Below are 19,623 nucleotides of genomic sequence, written 5' to 3'. Positions count from 1 at the left end.
GGGCTCGACCGGTCAAGACGCTGACGCGTCAGGACAACCGGCCGAGCCCTTCATTCTGCGTGAGTGGTCACCCTTTTCAAGAGCCCGGTTCAGAACCCCGAGAACACGAACTCCCGGGCCGGTACCGCTGCCGACGTCGCGAAGAGGCGGTTGACCGAGGCGATCTCGGTGGCGTTCGGGTTGGGGTTCGTGCAGGAGACCGGGGCGCTGCTGCCCGACATCAGATCGGCGCACAATCCGGTGCGACGGTCCGGCAGCCCGAGAATGTGACCGAACTCGTGGGCGGCGATACGCGGCGGGTAGTAACCGTCGTTGACGGCTTCGCGGCCCATGTACCAGTAGCCGTTGCCGAGCGAGGACGTATAGGTGCGGGGCCAGCCATTGTCCGCGTACACCCGGATGTTGGGGGTCCGCCCGGCCGGAACCGGCAGGAGCTGGACGTTGGTCACCCGGCTGTTCCAGATCTGCGCACCCTGATTGACCACCGCGACGAACTCCTGCGCCTGACTCGCGTCGTAATAGAGAATGCGCGCCGCCGCAGCCGCCGGTTCGGCACCGACGACCTGCACCCCGGCCAGCGCCAGCACCGCTACCAGCGCCGCGGCGAATCTCCTGAGCACCATGGTGGGACCTCCCTTAGTAGGTCCCACCACCGTGTCACTCATTGAACTCTATCTATACATATCAGCTACGTGATACCGGCGCGTCCGCCGCTGCCCCTCCGATCGGTCCGGTGGCCGGCGATGTCGTCCCAGCCGACGCCGTAGCGGCCGGCCCGCTCTCGGCCAGCGCAGTCTCGACCAGCGCGGTCTCGGCCAGCGCGGTCTCGGCGGACGCCGACGCCGGGGTCGAGGCGGGGAAGGCGAGGCCGATGCCCGGTCCGGCCGGGCCCTCGCGGCCCAGGCGGCGTCCGGCGATCAGCATCAGCGACATGAGCGAGGCGAGCAACGCGAGCGCGCCGGCGCCGTACCAGGCCCAGTCGTAGTCGCCGAGCCGGTCACGGACCAGACCGGCCGCGCTCGCCGCGATGGCCGCCCCGAACTGGTGCGAGGCGAACACCCAGCCGAAGACGACAGCGCCGCTCGTCCCGAAGTACTCGCGGCACAGCGCGACCGTCGGCGGCACGGTCGCCACCCAGTCCAGCCCGTAGAAGAGAATGAAGATCACCATGCTGGGGTGCGCGGTCGCGGCGAACAGCGACGGCAGGAACAGCAGCGACAGCCCACGCAGCGCGTAGTAGCCGCCGAGCAGCACCCGGCTGTCGACGCGGTCGGTGAGCCAGCCCGACGCGATCGTCCCGGCGATGTCGAAGAGCCCGACGAGCGCGAGCAGGCTCGCCGCCGTGGTCTCCGCCATGCCGTGATCGTGGGCGGCCGGGATGAAATGCGTACCGACCAGACCGTTGGTCGTTGCACCGCAGATAGCGAACCCACACGCCAGCAGCCAGAACGCCCTGGTCCTGGCCGCCTGCCGCAACGCCCCCAACGCCGTCCGCACCGCGTTCCCGGGATTGACCACGGGCAGCGACGCGACATCGTCAGGCCCGGCGCCGTAGGCCGTCACGCGCAGATCGGACGGCCGGTCCCGCAGCCGCCACCACACGAGCGGCACCACGGCGAGCGCCGCGGACGCGACGACCAGCGCCGCAGTGCGCCAGCCGTGCTCCCCGGTCAGCCGCGCCAGCAGCGGCAGGAAGATCAGCTGCCCGGTCGCGCCGCCCGCGGTGAGCACCCCGGTCACCAGGCCCCGCCGGCGCACGAACCAGCGGTTGGCCACGATCGCCACGAAGCCCAGCGCCATCGACCCTGTACCCAGCCCGACCAGCACGCCCCAGCAGAGGATGAGCTGCCAGCTGGCCCGCATGAACACGGTCAGACCGCTACCGAGCGAGACCAGCACCAGCGCCGCGGCCACCACCCGGCGCATCCCGAACTTCTCCATGAGCGCCGCGGCGAACGGCGCGGTCAGGCCGTAGAGCAGCAGGTTGACCGAGACCGCCGCGGAGATGGTGCCGAGCGACCAGCCGAACTCGGCATGCAGCGGCTGCAGGAACACCGACGGGGTGGCACGGAAGCCGGCGGCACCGATCAGCGCGATGAACGCCACGGCGGCGACGAGCCAGGCCGGATGAAGACGTCGAGTTGTCACGTGAACAGTCTCGCCAGACACCGGCCGTCCGGACGAGTGGCCGGGCGGCCATCATGCGCAAGAATCAGGCCATGGCCCATCGCATCGCGCTGCTCGGCCTGAACGAGGTGGTCGGCTTTGACCTGAGCGCCCCTGCCCAGGTGTTCGGCGCCGCCCGAGCGCCCGACGAGACGCCGTTCTACGAGACCTTCACCTGCGGCGTCGGCGGCCTGCCGATCCGCGCGTCCCGGGGCGGCTTCCAGATCCTGCCCGACCATGACCTCGAGCCGCTGGCCACCGCGGACACCGTGCTGGTGCCCGGCACATACGCCGCACTCAGGAGCGGCACCGTCGAACCGGTCGTCGCCGAGGCGCTGCGGGCCGCCCACGACCGTGGCGCCCGGATCATCTCCACCTGCACGGGTGCCTCGGTGCTGGCCGCCGTGGGCCTGCTCGACGGCCGCCGGGCCGCCAGCCACTGGGACTGGGCCGGGCGCCTGCGCCGCTTCTGGCCCGCCGTGGAGTGGGACTTCGACGTGCTGTTCGTCGACGACGGCGACGTCCTGACCTCGGCCGGCGTGGGTGCCGGCATCGACCTGTGCCTGCACGTGGTCCGCAGCGACCACGGCAGCCTGGTCGCCAACCAGGCGGCCCGGCGCTGCGTGGTCCCGCCGTTCCGCGAGGGCGGCCAGGCCCAGTACATCGAACGACCGGTCCCACAGGGCGGCATCGGCGGCACGAAGGCCACCCAGTCGTGGGCCTTGGACCGGCTCGCCGACCCGGTCAGCCTCGACGAGATGGCAACCCACGCCCGGATGAGCATCCGCACCTTCACCCGCCGGTTCCGCGACGAGACCGGCCTGAGCCCGCAGAAATGGCTCCTCCAGCAGCGCGTCGCCCACGCCCGCCTCCTGCTCGAACAGACCGACCTCAGCGTGGACCTGGTCGCCCGCCGCTCCGGCCTGGGCAGTGCCACAGCTCTGCGCCAGCACTTCCAGCAGACGGTCGGCGTGGCCCCCAGCGCGTACCGGCGTACGTTCCGCGGCCTTTAGGGGTTGTAACAACAGCCTCAGATACGGGCAGAAGTGGCCGATGGGACAGGCGTACCCCGAACGTACCGTTTCCTGAGGATGACATGGATCAGACCTTCCGCCCACTGCTCGACGCCCTGAAACAGATCGGCGTCGACGCCGTGGCGGTGGACGCGGCGGCGGACGAGGCGCAGCGCAGCGGCCGGTCGGTCCGCGCGGTCCTGATCAACGACCAGGTCGTCACCGAGGAGCAGCTGACCTCGGCGGCCGCGGCGGCGTTCGGCATCAACACCCTCGACCTGGTCGGGTACAGCCCCGACCCGGCCGCGCTCAAGCGCATCCCGATGGCCGTCGTACTCCGCCACCGTGTGCTCGGCCTGGCGATCAACGACGGCGAGCTCGTCGTCGGCGTGACCGACCCGGGCGACGTCGTGGCCCTCGACGATGTCCGGGCCTCCACCGGCATGACCGTGCGGCCCGTCGTGGTGGCCCGCAGCGAGGTACGCCGGATCATCGAGCGCCTCCAGCGCGAGGACAGCGACCTCGGCGACCTGGTCGACACCTCGCTCGAGGACTCGGCGATGGCCACCCAGGTCAACGGCGCCGACGACGCCCCGATCGTGCGGTACGTCAACAACCTGATCGAGCAGGCCGTCCAGAACCGCGCCTCCGACCTGCACCTCGAGCCGACCGAGGACGACATGCGGGTGCGCTACCGCATCGACGGCGTGCTGCACGAGCTGGACACCGTGCCCCGCGGCGTCATGGCGGCGCTCACCTCCCGCCTGAAGATCATGTCGGGCGTCGACATCACCGAGAAACGGATCCCGCAGAACGGGCGCATCACCGCGCTCATCCGGGACCGGACGGTCGACCTGCGTACCGCCACGCTGCCCACGGTGTGGGGCGAGAAGATCGTCCTGCGGGTGCTGGACACCGGCGGCATCGACCTGGAGATGACCAAGCTGGGCTTCACCCAGCACAATCTCGACCGCTTCGCGGAGTCGTTCACCAAGCCGCACGGGATGGTTCTGGTCACCGGCCCCACCGGTTCCGGCAAATCCACCACGCTGTACGCGACCCTGGGCCGGATCAGCAAGCCCGAGATCAACGTGATCACCGTCGAGGACCCCGTCGAGTACCGGCTCAGAGGCGTCAACCAGGTGCAGGTCAACGCGAAGGCCGGGCTGACGTTCGCGGCCGTGCTGCCGGCGATCCTGCGCTCCGACCCGGACGTCGTGCTGATCGGCGAGATCCGGGACAGCAGCACCGCCCAGATCGCCGTCGAGGCGTCGCTCACCGGTCACCTCGTGCTCTCCACGCTGCACACCAACGACGCGCCCGGTGCGGTCACCCGGCTCACCGAGATGGGCATCGAGCCGTTCCTCGTGGGCTCGTCGCTGGACTGCGTGCTCGCCCAGCGGCTCGCGCGCCGGCTCTGCGACTGGTGCAAGGAGGCGTACGCGCCGAGCGAGGAGGAGCTGGAAGGGGCGAAATGGCCGCACCAGGACCTGAAGATCCCCGAGGTCCTGTACCAGCCGATCGGATGCCGCAACTGCGCCAATACCGGTTATCGCGGCCGGATCGCGCTGCACGAGGTCATGCCCGTCTCCCCGGAGATCGAGTCGCTGACGATCCGGCGCGCCTCCTCCAACGAGATTCGCGAGGTGGCCATCGACCAGGGCATGTACGACCTGCGCGCCGACGGCCTGGCCAAGGCTTCCGGGGGGCTGACGTCCGTACGCGAGGTGTCCCGGGTCGCGATCTGATCGAGGGCCGGGCAGCGTACCCGTTTCGCAACCCGTACGCGCATTTCCGGCGGAAGAGGTCCTAAAGCCACCCGGGACCGTGCCGAATGAGGGAGGCGTCAGAGAAGTCCACGAGATTGTCGGTGCCACGGATGTATGCCGTCGAACAGGAAGTGCCGCACCAGGCGGGCCCCGCCGAGCCGGGTGCCGGCGACCTGGCCGTGCTCGACCAGATGCTGGTCTCGCTCGTCGAGGCCCGAGGCTCGGACCTGCACCTGACCGTCGGCTCCCCGCCGATGATCCGCGTCGACGGCGGGCTGCGCGCCCTTCCCGGCTACGGCAAGCTCAACTCCGCAGACACCGCCATGCTGGCCCGCGCGGCTGTCTCCGGTGCCCAGTGGACGACCTTTCAGCAGGTGCAGGAGCTGGACTTCGCGCACAGCATCGTCGGCGTCTCCCGCTTCCGCGGCAACCTCTACATCCAGCGCAACTCGTGCGGCGCGGTCTTCCGGGCAATCCCCCACAAGATCAAGCCGCTGGACGAGCTCGGCATGCCCGACTCGGTGGCCCGCTTCGCCCACCTGCCCCGCGGCCTGGTCCTGGTGACCGGTCCGACCGGTTCCGGCAAGACCACCACGCTCGCCTCGGTGCTGGACCTCTGCAACCGCTCGCGGGCCAGCCACATCATCACCATCGAGGACCCGATCGAGTTCCTGCACCCGCACAAGCGCAGCGTGGTGAACCAGCGCGAGGTCGGCTCGGACACCGAGACGTTCGCGCAGGCCCTCAAGCACGCGCTGCGCCAGGACCCGGACGTCATCCTGGTCGGCGAGCTGCGTGACCTGGAGACCACCGCGACGGCGCTGACCGCCGCGGAGACCGGTCACCTGGTGCTGGCGACCCTGCACACCCAGAGCGCCACCCAGACCATCGACCGGGTCATCGACATCTTCCCGCCGCACCAGCAGCTGCAGATCCGCGCGCAGCTGGCGGCGAGTCTGCAGGGCGTCGTCACGCAGGCCCTCGCGCCGCGTGCCGACGGCAAGGGCCGCGCGGTGATCTGCGAGATCCTCACCGCCACCCCGGCCATCCGAAGCCTGATCCGCGAGGGCAAGTCGCACCAGATCCCGTCCTTCATGCAGGCCGGCGGTAACGACGGCATGCTCTCGTTCGACCAGCACCTGGCCGACCGCGTCCGCGAAGGCGTCATCAACATGCAGGCCGCCCTCGAGATCTGCCACTCCAGCGACGAGCTCAAGCGCCTGATCGGACGGGTCTGACATGCCGGCGACCAAAACGTTCCACTACAACAGCATCGACGCGACCGGGCGCAAGACCAAGGGCACGGTCGAGGCGGCGAACGAGACCGCGGCGACGCACATGCTGCGTCAGCGCGGCGAGGTGCCGCTCGAGATGGTCGCCGCGGGCCAGGGCCTGCAGATGGACATCAAGATTCCGGGGCTGGGCGGGCGTACCAAGCTCAAGGATCTGGCCGTCTTCGCCCGCCAGTTCGCCACGATGACCGCGTCGGGCATGTCGCTGCTGCGCTCACTGGCCATCCTGGAGGAGCAGACGACCGCGCTGTCGCTGAAAAAGGCGATCAGCGAGGTACGCGGCGACGTGTCCGGCGGTCTCTCGCTCTCCGGCTCCATGGTGAAGCACGACAAGATCTTCCCCCGGCTGATGGTCGCCATGGTCCGCGCCGGTGAGGCCGGCGGTATGATCGACAAGGCGCTGGAACAGATCGCGGACAGCCTGGAGAAGGACACCGCGCTGCGCGGAAAGATCAAAGGCGCGCTCACCTATCCCGCCATCGTGCTGAGCTTCACGTTCGTGATGATCGCGGCGGTGCTGAAGTTCATCGTGCCGATCTTCGAGAACATGTTCAAGAACCTGGGCGGCCAGCTGCCGGCCATCACCCAGTTCCTGGTCGACACCAGTCACAACATGTACTGGATCGGGCCGACGTTCCTCGGTGTCACGATCGGCGGCACGATCGCCTACAAGCGACAACAGCGCGCCAGCGCCGACTTCCGGCTCAAGGTCGACAAGATCAAGTTGCGCCTGCCGGTCTTCGGCTCCCTGCTGCAGAAGCTCGCGATCAGCCGCTTCTCCCGCAACCTCGGCCTGCTGCTCAACGTCGGCGTGCCCGTGATGCAGGCGCTCGCCGTCGTCGGCGAGACCACCGGCAACGAGGTCATCAACGCGGCCATGAAGGACGTGCAGTCCGCCGTGCGCGACGGCCAGCCCATGTCCTCGGCCATGCGGCTGCACAAGGTCTTCCCCGAGATGGTCACACAGATGATCGAAGTGGGCGAAGAAAGCGGTCAGATCAGTCAGATGCTCGACAAGGTTGCCGATTTCTATGACAGGGAAGTCGACTCCGCCGCCGAGTCACTGACCGCCTCGATCGAACCGATCATGGTCCTCGTCATGGGCACCGTGGTCGGCGGAATGGTGATCTGTCTGTACCTACCGATGTTCACCATCTACCAGAACATCCAGAGCAACTAAAGCCCTGGAGCAGTATGCGACCGGTCTCCGGTCGACGTCGGGCACCCGAGCCCGGACAACCCCATCCCCGCTTCACCCCTGACGCCCTACGGAGGCACCCCCAATGCAGGACATCATCACCCGGATGCGCGCCAAGAAGGACGACGAGGGCTTCACCCTCATCGAGCTCCTCGTGGTCGTGGTCATCATCGGCGTCCTGGTCGCCATCGCCGTCCCGGTCTACCTGAACTACCGCCAGGGTGCCGCTGACAAGTCGGCCCAGTCCGACGTCCGCGGCGCCATCAGCGCGGTGGAGCAGTACTACACCGACAACGGCAACAGCTACCCGGCACCGGGTGCCGGGCTGGTCAGCCAGAGCGCCTCCCCGATCGTCATCGGAAACCAGAAGATCACGCTGTCGGACAAGACGGTCCTGACCCTGTACCTGGCCAGCGCCACCGCGACCACGTACATGATCTGCGCCAAGAACACCGGCGGCTCGACCAACAAGTACTACGTCTACGACAGCTCGGTCGGCGGCTCCGTCAAGGGCGTCACCAGCGCCTCGACCTCATTCATGACCGCCTGCTCCTGATCCGTCATCGGGCGGCGCCGGCTCCCCGCCGGCGCCGTTCGCCGCCGATACCGCGAGACCGAGGAGGTCCGGAGATGCCAGAGCCTCTGCTGCTCGGCGTCGCCGGCCTGCTCGGTCTCGCGGTCGGCTCGTTCCTGAACGTGGTGATCTACCGGGTGCCCCGCGGCGAGTCCCTCGTCCGGCCGGGCTCCCACTGCCCGAACTGCGGCAACGAGGTCCGCAACCGGCACAACATCCCCGTCTTCGGCTGGCTGATGCTGCGCGGAAGATGTGCCGACTGCAAGACCCACATCAGCGCCCGGTACCCCCTCGTCGAGGCGGGTACCGCGGCGCTGTTCGTAGCCGTGGCGGCCAAGTTCGGCTGGTCGTGGGAGCTCCCGGCGTACCTGTATCTCGCCGCGATCTCCATCGCCCTGGCCGCCATCGACCTGGACGTCTACCGCCTGCCCGACCAGATCGTGCTCCCGTCCTACAGCGTCGCGCTGCTGCTGCTCGTCCCCGCGATGATCGCCGGTGACGGCTGGGACGCCGCGACCCGGGCACTGATCGCGGCGGGCGTGATGTGGCTGCTGTTCCGGGTCATCGGCTTCTTCGGCATGGGCGGAGGCGACATCAAACTCGCGCCGCTGCTCGGGCTCTACCTCGGCTGGCTCGGCTGGAGCTGGGTCGCGGTCGGACTGTTCGCGGCGTTCCTGCTCGGCGGGGTCGCCGGCTCCCTGCTGCTGGCCCTGCGCGTGGTCAAGCGCAAGAGCCGCATCCCGTTCGGCCCCTACATGCTCACCGGCGCGTTCGTGGCGGTCTTCGCCGCGGCCCCGATCGCCGGCTGGTACTCGTCCCTGCTCGTGGTCTGAAGAAGAGGAGAACAGATGGCGGGCGTCAACCCGATCGGGCTGGACATCGGCTCGTCGTCCATCCGCGCGGTAGAGGTGAAGCGCGTGAAGGACGAGTACACCCTGACCAACTTCGGGCAGGTCCCGCTGCCGCACGGCACCGTACAGGGCGGCATCCTCTCCGACCCGGTAGCGGTGACATCGGCGCTCAAGCAGCTCTGGGCGGCGTGCAAGTTCAACACCAAACAGGTCATGCTCGGCGTGACCAACCCGCAGCTGGTGGTCCGCGAGATGTCGGTCTCCAACCTGCCGCCCAAGGAGATGCATCGGTCGCTGCCGTTCCAGGTACGCGACATGCTGCCGCTCGCCGTGGAACGCTCGCTGCTCGACTTCCGGCCCCTCGAGGAACCGGGCACCAACCCGACCGTGCGCGGGCTGCTGATCGCCATGCCCAAGGACGCGGTGACCGAGCTCGTCCAAGCCGTCGAGAAGGCCGGGCTGCACGTCGTCGACGTCGACCTGGCCTCGTTCGCCCTGCTGCGCGCCGCCTCCCGGCTGGACGCCCAGGTCGAGGCGATCGTGGACATCGGCGCCGAGGTCACCAGCGTCGTCGTGCATGCCGACGGCGAGCCGCTGATCGTGCGTACGGTGCCGCGCGGGGGTGTCGAGATCACCGAGAGCATCGCCACCCGGCTGGGCATCACGCCGGCCGAGGCCGAGGCCCTGAAGTGCCGCTTCGGGCTGCACGGCGACGGCCAGCCGGACACCGACTCGGCCGCCGCGGACGCGATCCGCCCGCTCGTCAACGAGCTGCGCAGCTCCTTCACCTACCTCGCCTCGGGTGAGCGGCAGAAGCAGGTCACCCGGGTGGCGCTCTGCGGCGGCGGCGCGCTGATGCCCGGCCTCGCCGAGCACGTGCAGCAACAGCTCGGCGTGGCTGTCATGTACGCCGACAGCGCCGCCCGCCTGCGCGACACTCGCAAAGCGCGTACCCGCGGCTTCGACAGTTTCGTCCCGTCGGCAGCGGTGTCGATCGGCCTGACCCTGGGAGCGGCAGCCTGATGGCCACGACCCTGATGCCGGTCGACCCGGCGATGTCCCCGCAACGGGCGACCCGAGTGCTCCACATCTCGGCGAGTCTGCTGCCCGAGGAGATCATCAGCGCCCGCCGGGCCCGGCGTACCCGCGGCTGGGCGATCGTCGCCGTGATCATCGTCGCCTGCCTGCTCGGCGGCTGGTTCTTCGTCGCCAACCAGGAGACCCGGGCCGCCGACGACGAACTGTCCACGGCCACCACCGAGGTGACCGACCTGCAGCGCAGCCAGCGCGCGTACAAGGAGGTGGTCGACGTGCAGAACTCCACGGACACCCTCTCCAAGCAGCTCAAGGCCGTGATGAAGGACGATCTCGACTGGGCCGCGCTCTACACCACCCTCAGCGAGACCGCCGCGGCTTCGGGTCTGAGCCTCGACAGCGTCAACGGCGCCCTCAACGCGGCCGGCTCCGGGACCACCACCGACGCACTGCCGAGCACGAGCACCTCCGCCGTCGTCGGCACCCTGACGGTCACGGGCAGCGGACCGGACAAGGAGGCCGTGGCCGCCTACATCGACGCGCTCACGAAGCAGTCGGTGCTCGCCAACCCGTATGTCACCGCGGTCAACACCGACAAGGACGGCACGGTGACCTTCAACGCCAGTGTTGACTTCGTCGCGGCGGCGCTCTGCGGTCGTTTCGGCACGAAGTGCGGGAGTAAGTAATGGGCGCCCGACACGCGGACCGGCTCTGGATGATCGCCGGCGCGGTCGTCATCGTGGTGATGGCCGTCGTCGCCTGGTTCCTGCTGATCAGCCCGCAGTACGCGGAGGCGGGCGACCTGCGCTCGCAGACCGACACGGCCCGGTCGCAGGCGAGCCAGCTCCGCAAACGGATCGTCGCACTGCAGAAGGACAAGGCGAACCTGGCGAAGCTCAAGGCGACGCTGTCCACTTACCAGGACGCGCTGCCGTCGGATTCGGGCGTACCGGCGTTCCTGCGTCAGTTGCAGGCGGCCGGCGTCGACATCGGCGTCTCCGTCAGCGGCATCACGGTGGGCGCGCCCGCCGACTCCACCGCCACCAGCGGCGTCAAGGAACTGCCGATCCAGCTCACCGTCACGGGTACGGCGGCCGAGCTGAACAGCTTCCTCGACCAGCTCCAGGGCGGCGGCCAGAAGCGGGCGGTCCTGATCACGACCGCGACCTGGAGTTCCACCCAGAGCGAGGATTCGACTGACGGCACCGAGTCGGCACCGCAGCAGAGCGTCGACCTGCAGCTCAAGGCATTCGTGGCCCCGCCGGTCGGCGCCGACGCCCCCACCGTCACCACCGACTGAGCCGTGGACGGCGTCGAGGGCGCGATGCAGACACGCGACGGGCAGTGGCGGGTCGAAGCGGTCGTACGCCGCCGCACCCGCTGGTACCGCATCGTGCACGGCGACGAGGTCTACGACCGCCTCTCCATCGCCGGCGTCGAACGCGTCCTCGACGAAGCCGGCGTCGACCGGCACCTCTTGATCGAAGTTGAGCAGTAGTCCTCAGATTCGGCACGCAGCGATCGATGGTGTGGTAACGACCGCCGACCGCACGAGGAGTGGGGCCCGATGCCGTTCCGCCGCAGACCCCCGTCGGGGGAAGACGGGTTCACCCTCGTCGAGGTGCTGGTCGCCATGGCCGTCATCGGCACGGTCATGGCCGGCGCCGCGCCGTTCCTGACAAAATCGCTCGCCGTCGTCAACCAGCAGCGGGTCACGCAGATCGCGGTCCAGGTAGCGAACGACGCGCTCGAACGGGTCCGCGCCCTCGACCCGTCGTCGCTGTCGACCGGCCGCAGCGCCACCGCGATCGCCGCGCAGAAGGCCGCAGCCCCCGCCAAGGTGCTCGCCTACCTGAACACCATGGACCTCGCGGCGGACCCGATGCTGCCGAGCATCTCGACGGCCGGCATCACCGCACCGCTGCCCACCGAGGCCGTCCCGATCATCTCGAACGGCACGACGTTCCAGCAGCAGTGGTACGTCGGTAAATGCAACCAGAGCCAGGCGACCATCGCGCTACCGATCGTCAGCTCCTGCAAGTCCGCGGGGCTGCTCTCCGTCGGTCTGCCCTTCTTCAAGGTCGTGGTCTCAGTGACCTGGCCGGACAAGTTCTGCACCGGCGGCACCTGCGTCTACGTCGCCACCACGCTCGTCAGCATCGGCAACGACCCGGTCTTCGACACCAAGACGGCGGCGCCCACGGTCACCGACCCGGCCGCGCAGAAGTCGTACGTCGGCGAACTGGCCGGCCTGCAGGTCCTGTCCAGCGGCGGAAAGCTGCCGCTGACCTGGACGGCGACCGGGCTCCCGCCGGGCCTGACGATGACGAGCGCTGCCCTGATCAGCGGTACGCCCACCACGGCCGGCTCGTACTCGGTGACCGTCACGGTGACCGACGCGCAGAACCGCACCGACGACTCGACGTTCGCCTGGACTGTCGCGGCCGCCCCGGCGATCACCAACCCCGGCGCCCAGGTCACCCGGACCAGCACGGCGGTGAGCTTCCAGCCGGTCGTGACCGGGGGCAGCGCCCCGCTCAAGTGGACCGCCACCGGCCTGCCGACCGGCCTCAGCATCAACGCGACGACCGGCCTGATCACCGGGACGACGTCGACGATCACGCAGACGACCGCCGTCGTCCTGACCGCGACGGACTCGGGCACGATCCCGAAGACGGTGACCGCCACGTTCTCGTGGCGGATCCTCACCCCCGTGGCGTTGATCAACCCGGGCACGCAGACGGTCAACAACGGCACCAACATCGGCTCGTTCACGGCGCTCGCCTCGGGCGGGCTCACCCCGTACAGCTGGGCGACCACAAACCTGCCCGACGGCCTCGTCCTGAACACGTCGAGCGGCGCCATCACCGGCACGATCACCCACGGCACGCGGTACCTGACAACCGTCACGGTCACCGACGCCGCCGGCGGATCCGCCTCGATGGTCGTCCCCGTCGTGGTGAACCCCAACCCCGCCGCCACCGACCTGCGGGTGACCGCACCGGCGCCGGCCTCACCGAACCAGTCGACCACCGCCCTCGCCGCGGTTTCGCTGCAGGCAGCGGCGTCGGGTGCGACACCCGCCTCATACGTGTGGACCGCGACGGGTCTGCCCGCCGGCCTGACGATCAGCTCTTCCGGACTGATCAGCGGCAAGCCGACCACCAAGGGCACCTACACCGTCCTGCTCACGGTCAAGAGCGCCGGTACTACCCAGAGCAACCTGATGTTCGTCTGGACGGTGGCGTGATGACCCGCTCACTACGGTCGGCTGGCCCGGCTGCTCCGACAGCTCCGGCCTCGCCGACAGCTCCGCACGATGACGCCGATACTCCCGGTGACGCCGGGGTTTCCATGATCGAGATCATGACGACCCTCGGGATCATGAGTGTCCTGATGGTGTTGTTCACCGGCGCGATCCTGCAGGTGTTCAAGACGACGTCGGCGGCTGACGCGCTCAGCGAAGCCCAGCGGGAGCTCTCGAACGCGTTCCAGCGCTTCGATCGCGAGCTGCGTTACGCCTCATGGATCGGCGACCCGGGCACCGTCGGCAACCGGCAGTACGTGGAGTTCGCCGGCCCGGTCCCCACCACGTGCTACCAGCTGCGCCTGAAGCCGGGCACGGACGGCCTGGGCGTGCTGCAGATGGTCACCTGGACGCTGGGCACCCCACCGGCGGCCTCCGCCACCGGGCAGACAATCGCGTCCCAGATCGACCTGACCACCGGCGTCGCCCCGTTCACCAAGCAGGGTTACGGCGCGAAGCCGTACGCATCGGCCAGCGCCAGCCCTGGCGGCGCCATCGTCGGCGGCGACTTCACCAGCGTCTTCCAGCGCCTGCGGGTCCAGCTGACCACCAAGGTCGCCGCGGGCGACGCCCAGATCGACACGACGTTCACCGCCCTGAACACCTCGAACCAGACGCTGGCCACGAACGGATGCAGCGAGGGGAGACCCACCACATGATCATCACCCGACGCTTCGGTAAGGGCTTGCGCCGGCGCTTCGATCAGCGCACCGACTCCGACGAGGGCTCGATGGCGATGGCCATGATGGTCACCCTCGTCGCCATGACCTTGACGGCCGGTCTCGTCCCGCTGGTGCTGAACCAGCTCAACACCACCCGTTCCGTCGACGCCCGCACGGTTTCGCTCGACGCGGCCCAGGCCGGCATCGACGCCGCCGTCGGCCAGCTGCGCGGTTCCACCTCGCTGACCACCCTCACCGACGGCACCACCAAGCTCGTCGGCAGCCTCCTGAGCCTGCCGCCGTGCCTGGTCTCCGGCACCGCGGACCCGATCGCGGGCATCACCTCCAGCGTCGCCGTCCTGCGCTACAACGTCAAAATCGCCTACTACGGCGTCCCTGACGCCGCCACGGACGAGACCCCCACGCTCCTCAGCTGCCCCACGGCACTGCTCCCGCTGACCACCGTGCCCTCGACCGCCGTCCTCACCTCGACGGGCTCGAGCTCCCCCACCGGCTCGCTCGACCAGGGCAGCACCAACACCCGCACCATCCAGGCGACCTACACCTTCAAGGTCAACAACGAGAACATCACCGGCGGTGCCATCCAGCTCGCCGCCCCCACCACGAACCCGCTGTGCATGGACGCCGGCCCCACCGCCTCCCCCGCCGCAGGCGCCCCGGCCACCGTCGCGCTCTGCAAGACCGGCGGCAGCAGCGACCAGCGCTTCGCCTACACCACGGACCTCGCGATCAAGCTCATCGGCTCGGAAACCAGCGCCGCACCGACCGGCATGTGCCTGGAAGCCCCGGTCCCGCACGCCACCGACGGCGCCGTCACCTTCCAGCCCTGCGCCGGCCGGGTAGCGAAGCAACAATGGAGCCTCGACGACAACTCGAACTTCCGGGGCACCGGCAACGGCGTCAGCCTCGACAGCTTCTGCCTCAACGCGAAGACCGCCGGCAGCGCCGGCCCGATCGTCCTGGGCAGCTGCAGCGGCACCACGAACAAGAACGTCTTCCGCTCCCAGGCAGGCGTCGGCGCCGGCATGGCCTCGGCGACCACCAAGCAGCTGGTCAACTACAAGCAGTTCAGCCGCTGCCTCGACGTCACCAACTTCGACTACACCAACAAGAACGTCGGCTACGAGATCGTCTGGTACTGCAAGCAGGCCCCCGACGGCAACGTCCCGATCAACCAGCAATGGGTCCTCCCCGCCATCTCCCTCGACCTCGCCACCGCCGTAACCGGCCGCATCCGCACCCCCGCCGGCTACTGCCTCAAAACCCCCACCACGACAGCCGGCTACGTCACCATGGCCGCCTGCACCCTCACCGGCGTCCTCACCGACCCCAACCTCGGCTGGAAGGTCTACGGCGACACCGGCAACTACGCCACGAGCTACCGCATCGTCGACGCCAACGGCTACTGCCTCACCCCCACCGACCTCACCGTCGCCAACCCGGACACCCACTCCGACGGCACCGCCAAGGTCAAGGTCGCCCCCTGCACCAGCTCCGAACTCCAGAAGTGGAACGCCCCGGCCAACTTCAACCAGCCCCTGGCCGTCACCAACACCCAGGAGAAGTAGCGCACCCGGCCCCCTCTCGCGGAGCAGAGCCCGTCCCCATCAGACGACTCTGCTCCGCAAGGTGCACCCACCGCACGAACGCCACCACCGCACGAACGCCACCACCGCACGAACGCCACCATCGCGAGAGCGCCACCACCGCGAGAGCGCCGGCGCCACCTAACGCGGGAGGGCCGGCCGGCTGAGCACCAGCTCGGCTCGCTGCTCCTCGGTCATGCCGTCCCAGGCCGTCTGTCTGCGCGCGGACATCGCCGCAAGCTCCTCAGGCGACAACCGCTCGCTCAACTCCCGCCGGTGCGCGGCCATCCGCTCCAGCTCCTCAGGCGTATACGTGTGCTCCACCGCCGTCATCCCTTCGATCAACCGCACCAACACCGCCGCGGACGGATCGCCCGCAGCATCGAACTGGGCCAGCACCACCTCGAGCCGCCCCCGCAACTCACTCGCCCGGGTGATCCGATCAACCACCTGATCGAGCTGCCGCAACAACAACTCCCGCGCCTCCAGCCCACCGTTGCCGCCCCCACCGTCGCCGCCCCCACCGTCGCCGCCCCCACCGTCGCCGCCCCCACCGTCGCCGGTGAGCAGGCCGGCGATCTCCGCCAGCGGAAAGCCGAAACCCCGCAGCGCGACCACCCGATGCAGCAGCCGAACATCGCCGGCCGTATATCGCCGATGCCCGGCAGCATTCCTCCGCGAAGGCCGCACCAGCCCGATCTCGTCGTAATGGTGCAGCGCACGCACGGTCAAACCCGTCGCGGCGGCCAGCTCGCCCACGCTCCAGGTGGGCTCTTCAGCTCCCATGAATCGACCGTACGACCTCCCCTTACGGGAGGGGCAAGTGCCAAACCGTGGTGGGCCCGGTCACAGTGGGACAGGCGAGATAGGGCAGCGCGACCTGGCACCCATAGGACCGCGCGGTATCCAGCGATCCCACCGTGTGCGGCACTCCGTCCGAATCCAGCAACTGCACCCACGTTTTGCCCGCGATCCGCAGGTCAGCGCGAAGCTGCAACCCCTGCGCCGTCCAGTCGACCTCAGCCAGCAGCCGCAACACCCTGCCGGTCCGCGCGTCGATCGCGGCGTATTCGGGTGGCCGCACCACTCGGCGTTCGTGATCGTCTATTCCGGAGCCGACCCCCGCGTTGATCACCGGCGTAGGGCGGTTCAGAACGACCGTGCCATCCGCCAGTGGGGACACGCCGGACCAGCCCGGGGCCGTCCAGCGCACCGAGCCGTCCGCCGGGTCCAGGCCGCTGACCTCGTTGTTGCCGGCAACGCAGAGCATCGGGCCGCAGGTGGTGACGGCTCCGTAGGGGATCTTGCGCGCCTGCCATTCCAGGACCAGACCGGGCAGCCGGTACGCCGTGAGCGCCCCCGTCTCCGTCACGTACACCCGCTCCCCGGCGGCGTCGACGATGACGTCGGTCGTGTCGGGCTTACGGCGTACGCCCAGATCTCCCTCTCCCAGCACGGACCCGTCAGCGAACCGCAGGGTGGTGACGTGCCCGTCGAGACCCAGCACCACGATCCGGCCGGCGGCTCTGAAGTCGTGCGGGTCCGAGAGAGCGTCGATGGAGCGCCGCCAGATGGTCGTGCCGGTGCGGCCGTCGGCGAGCCTGAGCTCCGCAGTGGTCTGGGTGAGCTCGGTCCGCAGCAGCACCTTGCCGGCGGCCGTCGTGACCACCGAGGTGTTCGCACCGGTCACGCGCCAGAGGATCGTGCCGGTGGCGGCGTCCAGGAGGGTTATCCGGGGGTCCGAGGCGGACCGCGCGAGCAGCAGAGTGCCGGTGTCGTCCAGGGTCAGCACCTGCACGAGCTGGGGAACCGTGGTGGCCCAGAGTTCCGTGCCGGCGCCCTGACTCCCATCGCTCAGGGCGTACCGATGGATGCCCGCTTCGACGGAGGGGTTGCGGCCGAATGTGGCGGTGAAGAGCGCGTCCGACGACAGTTTGTAGGCCGCGGCAGCGTCGGTGCCGGCGGCGAGCACCTCGCGCAGCTCTCCTCGCTGTGGCGCCGACGCGGTCAGGCTGAGCAGGGCGGCAGCCAGGAACCCACCCACCAGCACCGGTCGCAGACGCGGGCGCGGGAATCGCGCCACCGGCGGCTCGGGCGGCGGCGGTGCATCGAGATCGATCAACGGCACGGTGTCCGGCACGCTTGCAAGCATGCCCGCTCCGGGCGTCCATGGGTACGCCTAACCACCGCGTGGTGACTGTGGGTAGGCTGCCGGTATGTCCTACACGGTCCCGCCGACCCGCACGGCTGCCGTGGTGCGTCAGCTCCGCAACGAGATCGTCACCGGGGAGCTCCCGCCCGGCACGCTCATCAAGGACGCGGAGCTCGCTGCCCGCCTCGGTGTCAGCATCACGCCGGTCCGCGAGGCGATCGCCCAGCTCTCCGTCGAGGGCCTGATCGACATCGCGCCGAACCGCACGCGCCACGTCACCAAGATGACCCAGAAGAACGCCCTCGAGTTGATCGACGTCATGAGCGTGCTCGCGTGCGCCGGCTTCGAATGGGGCGTCGAGAACCTGACCGACACCCACCTCGACCTGATGCACCAGCGCCAGAAGGAATTCGTCGAGGGCCTGCGCACCGGCAACGTCCTGGGCGCAGCCGCCGCCGGCGCCGATTTCAGCACCATCGTCATCCTCGCCAGCGGCAACCGCGAACTGCAGTCCATGGTCGACCTGGTGGTCGCCCGCACCAACCGGATCCTGCTGATGACCCCGGAGAGCGACATCTGGCAGGTCTGGATCGACGGCCACCAGGAGATCCTGGAGCTGCTCGAACGCGGCGACAGGACCGGTGCGACGACCCGCTACAAACAGATCTACACCGAATACCGGGCCAAGGCGGAGAGCCACCTCTTCGACGAATGAATCAGGCCGTTGCCAGCTCCGGCAGCAGGGGCGCGAGCAGATCAAGGGCATTTCCGCGTACGGCATAGCGCGTGATCCCCCACCGCTCGCGATTCCGGCGCACCGCCCCGACGATCTCGTCCGGGGTGCCGACGAGGAGAAACGGCACCTCCCGCAGGTCGCGCACACCCATCCCGAGCCGGTCGGCGGTCTCCGCCAGCGCGGCTGCGGGATCGTCGGTGATCTCGACCTGTTGCACCAGCGCTTCCAGCACCGGCTCACCGTCCGCGCGGGCCAGGGCCACCTGCGCATCGATGTCATCGAGCCGCCACCGCGCCTCGTGCTGATGCCCGTCGGCCCTGGTCCGCCCCAGCCCGGTCAGCCCGATGATGTCGGCGTGCCCGCTCGCCCAGCGCAGCAGCCGCGAATTCGCGGTGCCGACCAGCAGCGGAATCCGCTCCTGCACCGGCCGCGGCTCGCTCAGCTCGGCACCCAGCATGGTCAGCTCAGGCGTCGCCACGGTGACCTTCTCCCCGGCAAGCAACCGCACGGTCGCCTCAGCCACCGCGATCGCCCGATCAACCCGACCCCGCACATCCGGCCGCACCTGCCCGACCGCATCCCACTCCGCGGGCGTGTGCCCGGCCCCCAACCCGAGCACGGCCCGCCCACCCGAAACCACATCCAGGGTGGCAACATCAGCCGCGAGCAGAATCGGCTCCCGCACCCCGGCATTCACCACGTACGACCCGAGCCTGATCGTCGACGTCACGGCGGCCGCCGCGGCAAGCGCCACGAACGGCGACGCACAAGACCCCGGATGATCCGCGACCAGCAACGCCGAAAATCCCGCCCCTTCGGCCCGGCGCGCGGTGCCGAGCCAGCCCGCAGCATCTTCCGGATCCGCCTGAACCGAGAACTCAGCCATTCCCCGATTCTCCGGACCAGCGCCCCGCCCCGCTGTCCCGCGTACCGCTTTCCGCTCCTGTTTCCGCTCCTGACGAACGCCCGTCCGCGTAGCGGCGAGCGACCTACCTGGTAGCGGCGAGCGACCCGAGCGAAACAGCGCTCTCGGACCCTGCCTCGGCGTGATAGAGCACCAGAAGCTGCCCGTCGCTGCCGCCGATCTCGAGCTTCTCCCGGCGCAGGGTCAGATCACCCACTTCCGGGTGATGGAACACCTGCGGACCACCCTCACGGACCTTTCACCGACGAGTTGTACGCACCTGGGGTCATCGATCGCCGTACCCACCGAAGCCCGGAACCCGGAACCCGGCGACCATGCCGGCCAACGCCCGCGCCA

General features: G+C 69.3%; 18 protein-coding genes and 2 pseudogenes. 14 read left to right on the top strand and 6 right to left on the bottom strand.

The features are described 5' to 3' along the window. Positions 1–89: 89 nt before the first annotated feature. Complete coding sequence (locus Aco04nite_RS13040) at positions 90–623, bottom strand: snapalysin family zinc-dependent metalloprotease (protein WP_212997496.1); 534 nt, start codon at positions 621–623, stop codon at positions 90–92. Positions 624–684: 61 nt separating this feature from the next. Then, positions 685–2,148 (bottom strand): MFS transporter, encoded by a 1,464-nt coding sequence (locus Aco04nite_RS13035; protein ID WP_212997495.1) that lies wholly within the window; start codon positions 2,146–2,148, stop codon positions 685–687. Positions 2,149–2,219: 71 nt separating this feature from the next. Here Aco04nite_RS13035 and Aco04nite_RS13030 point away from each other — a divergent pair, with 71 nt between their 5' ends. The 13 genes from Aco04nite_RS13030 (at position 2,220) to Aco04nite_RS12970 (ending at position 15,456) form a co-directional block, all read left to right on the top strand. Further along, complete coding sequence (locus tag Aco04nite_RS13030) at positions 2,220–3,179, top strand: GlxA family transcriptional regulator (RefSeq protein WP_244875951.1); 960 nt, start codon at positions 2,220–2,222, stop codon at positions 3,177–3,179. Positions 3,180–3,262: 83 nt separating this feature from the next. Next, entirely contained in the window at positions 3,263–4,927 is a 1,665-nt protein-coding gene (locus tag Aco04nite_RS13025; RefSeq protein WP_203842213.1) for a GspE/PulE family protein, read from the top strand. Positions 4,928–5,058: 131 nt separating this feature from the next. Then, entirely contained in the window at positions 5,059–6,186 is a 1,128-nt protein-coding gene (locus Aco04nite_RS13020; protein WP_239159551.1) for a type IV pilus twitching motility protein PilT, read from the top strand. A 1-nt stretch (position 6,187) separates the two neighbouring features. Then, positions 6,188–7,420 carry a type II secretion system F family protein gene (locus Aco04nite_RS13015; protein ID WP_212997493.1) on the top strand — a complete coding sequence of 411 codons (1,233 nt, stop codon included), beginning with the start codon at positions 6,188–6,190 and terminating at the stop codon, positions 7,418–7,420. Between the two features lie 103 nt (positions 7,421–7,523). Beyond that, entirely contained in the window at positions 7,524–7,994 is a 471-nt protein-coding gene (locus tag Aco04nite_RS13010; RefSeq protein WP_280519338.1) for a type II secretion system protein, read from the top strand. 74 nt (positions 7,995–8,068) lie between these two features. Continuing rightward, a complete protein-coding gene (locus Aco04nite_RS13005) occupies positions 8,069–8,845 on the top strand; it encodes a prepilin peptidase (protein ID WP_212997492.1) in 777 nt (258 codons plus the stop codon). A 15-nt stretch (positions 8,846–8,860) separates the two neighbouring features. Then, positions 8,861–9,886, top strand: coding sequence for a type IV pilus assembly protein PilM (gene pilM, locus Aco04nite_RS13000; RefSeq protein WP_212997491.1), 1,026 nt, complete (start codon positions 8,861–8,863; stop codon positions 9,884–9,886). Continuing rightward, complete coding sequence (locus Aco04nite_RS12995; RefSeq protein ID WP_212997490.1) at positions 9,886–10,584, top strand: hypothetical protein; 699 nt, start codon at positions 9,886–9,888, stop codon at positions 10,582–10,584. The genes pilM and Aco04nite_RS12995 overlap by 1 nt, the downstream gene beginning before the upstream one ends. After that, a complete protein-coding gene (locus tag Aco04nite_RS12990; RefSeq protein WP_212997489.1) occupies positions 10,584–11,198 on the top strand; it encodes a type IV pilus inner membrane component PilO in 615 nt (204 codons plus the stop codon). Before Aco04nite_RS12995 ends, Aco04nite_RS12990 begins: the two co-directional genes overlap by 1 nt. A 24-nt stretch (positions 11,199–11,222) precedes the next feature. Further along, positions 11,223–11,396 (top strand): hypothetical protein, encoded by a 174-nt coding sequence (locus Aco04nite_RS12985; RefSeq protein ID WP_212997488.1) that lies wholly within the window; start codon positions 11,223–11,225, stop codon positions 11,394–11,396. A gap of 69 nt (positions 11,397–11,465) precedes the next feature. Further along, entirely contained in the window at positions 11,466–13,148 is a 1,683-nt protein-coding gene (locus Aco04nite_RS12980; protein ID WP_212997487.1) for a type II secretion system protein, read from the top strand. A gap of 116 nt (positions 13,149–13,264) precedes the next feature. Beyond that, complete coding sequence (locus tag Aco04nite_RS12975; protein ID WP_212997486.1) at positions 13,265–13,864, top strand: hypothetical protein; 600 nt, start codon at positions 13,265–13,267, stop codon at positions 13,862–13,864. Continuing rightward, a complete protein-coding gene (locus Aco04nite_RS12970; RefSeq protein WP_212997485.1) occupies positions 13,861–15,456 on the top strand; it encodes a ricin-type beta-trefoil lectin domain protein in 1,596 nt (531 codons plus the stop codon). Before Aco04nite_RS12975 ends, Aco04nite_RS12970 begins: the two co-directional genes overlap by 4 nt. 582 nt (positions 15,457–16,038) lie before the next feature. On the opposite strand, the pseudogene Aco04nite_RS12960 reads toward Aco04nite_RS12970, so the two are convergent. Then, positions 16,039–16,260 (bottom strand): annotated as a pseudogene (locus Aco04nite_RS12960) (MerR family transcriptional regulator); the annotation flags it as partial. Positions 16,261–16,282: 22 nt separating this feature from the next. Beyond that, positions 16,283–17,614 carry an outer membrane protein assembly factor BamB family protein gene (locus Aco04nite_RS12955; protein ID WP_212997483.1) on the bottom strand — a complete coding sequence of 444 codons (1,332 nt, stop codon included), beginning with the start codon at positions 17,612–17,614 and terminating at the stop codon, positions 16,283–16,285. Between the two features lie 76 nt (positions 17,615–17,690). Here Aco04nite_RS12955 and Aco04nite_RS12950 point away from each other — a divergent pair, with 76 nt between their 5' ends. Continuing rightward, positions 17,691–18,341 carry a GntR family transcriptional regulator gene (locus tag Aco04nite_RS12950; protein ID WP_212997482.1) on the top strand — a complete coding sequence of 217 codons (651 nt, stop codon included), beginning with the start codon at positions 17,691–17,693 and terminating at the stop codon, positions 18,339–18,341. Between the two features lies 1 nt (position 18,342). Here the strand turns inward: Aco04nite_RS12950 and Aco04nite_RS12945 are convergent, their stop codons facing one another. Together Aco04nite_RS12945 and Aco04nite_RS12940 are read right to left on the bottom strand one after the other, a co-directional pair. Then, positions 18,343–19,248 carry an LLM class flavin-dependent oxidoreductase gene (locus Aco04nite_RS12945; RefSeq protein ID WP_212997481.1) on the bottom strand — a complete coding sequence of 302 codons (906 nt, stop codon included), beginning with the start codon at positions 19,246–19,248 and terminating at the stop codon, positions 18,343–18,345. A gap of 103 nt (positions 19,249–19,351) precedes the next feature. Next, positions 19,352–19,507: pseudogene (locus Aco04nite_RS12940) on the bottom strand (MmyB family transcriptional regulator); the annotation flags it as partial. Positions 19,508–19,623 lie beyond the last annotated feature (116 nt).

Source organism: Winogradskya consettensis, from assembly GCF_018332715.1.
Lineage (GTDB): Bacteria > Actinomycetota > Actinomycetes > Mycobacteriales > Micromonosporaceae > Actinoplanes > Actinoplanes consettensis.
Note: the sequence above shows the minus strand (reverse complement) of the source record. Positions and strands in the feature narration are given on the sequence as shown.

Bases quoted from the DNA above. Each gene is read 5' to 3' on its own strand.
- Aco04nite_RS12980 (WP_212997487.1), top strand. From the start codon at position 11,466: ATGCCGTTCCGCCGCAGACCCCCGTCGGGGGAAGACGGGTTCACCCTC.
- Aco04nite_RS13020 (WP_239159551.1), top strand. From the start codon at position 5,059: ATGTATGCCGTCGAACAGGAAGTGCCGCACCAGGCGGGCCCCGCCGAG.
- Aco04nite_RS12970 (WP_212997485.1), top strand. From the start codon at position 13,861: ATGATCATCACCCGACGCTTCGGTAAGGGCTTGCGCCGGCGCTTCGAT.
- Aco04nite_RS13005 (WP_212997492.1), top strand. From the start codon at position 8,069: ATGCCAGAGCCTCTGCTGCTCGGCGTCGCCGGCCTGCTCGGTCTCGCG.
- Aco04nite_RS12975 (WP_212997486.1), top strand. From the start codon at position 13,265: ATGACGACCCTCGGGATCATGAGTGTCCTGATGGTGTTGTTCACCGGC.
- Aco04nite_RS13040 (WP_212997496.1), bottom strand. From the start codon at position 623: ATGGTGCTCAGGAGATTCGCCGCGGCGCTGGTAGCGGTGCTGGCGCTG.
- Aco04nite_RS13010 (WP_280519338.1), top strand. From the start codon at position 7,524: ATGCAGGACATCATCACCCGGATGCGCGCCAAGAAGGACGACGAGGGC.
- Aco04nite_RS12990 (WP_212997489.1), top strand. From the start codon at position 10,584: ATGGGCGCCCGACACGCGGACCGGCTCTGGATGATCGCCGGCGCGGTC.
- Aco04nite_RS12950 (WP_212997482.1), top strand. From the start codon at position 17,691: ATGTCCTACACGGTCCCGCCGACCCGCACGGCTGCCGTGGTGCGTCAG.
- Aco04nite_RS13025 (WP_203842213.1), top strand. From the start codon at position 3,263: ATGGATCAGACCTTCCGCCCACTGCTCGACGCCCTGAAACAGATCGGC.
- pilM (WP_212997491.1), top strand. From the start codon at position 8,861: ATGGCGGGCGTCAACCCGATCGGGCTGGACATCGGCTCGTCGTCCATC.
- Aco04nite_RS12985 (WP_212997488.1), top strand. From the start codon at position 11,223: ATGCAGACACGCGACGGGCAGTGGCGGGTCGAAGCGGTCGTACGCCGC.
- Aco04nite_RS13015 (WP_212997493.1), top strand. From the start codon at position 6,188: ATGCCGGCGACCAAAACGTTCCACTACAACAGCATCGACGCGACCGGG.
- Aco04nite_RS13030 (WP_244875951.1), top strand. From the start codon at position 2,220: ATGGCCCATCGCATCGCGCTGCTCGGCCTGAACGAGGTGGTCGGCTTT.
- Aco04nite_RS12995 (WP_212997490.1), top strand. From the start codon at position 9,886: ATGGCCACGACCCTGATGCCGGTCGACCCGGCGATGTCCCCGCAACGG.
- Aco04nite_RS12945 (WP_212997481.1), bottom strand. From the start codon at position 19,248: ATGGCTGAGTTCTCGGTTCAGGCGGATCCGGAAGATGCTGCGGGCTGG.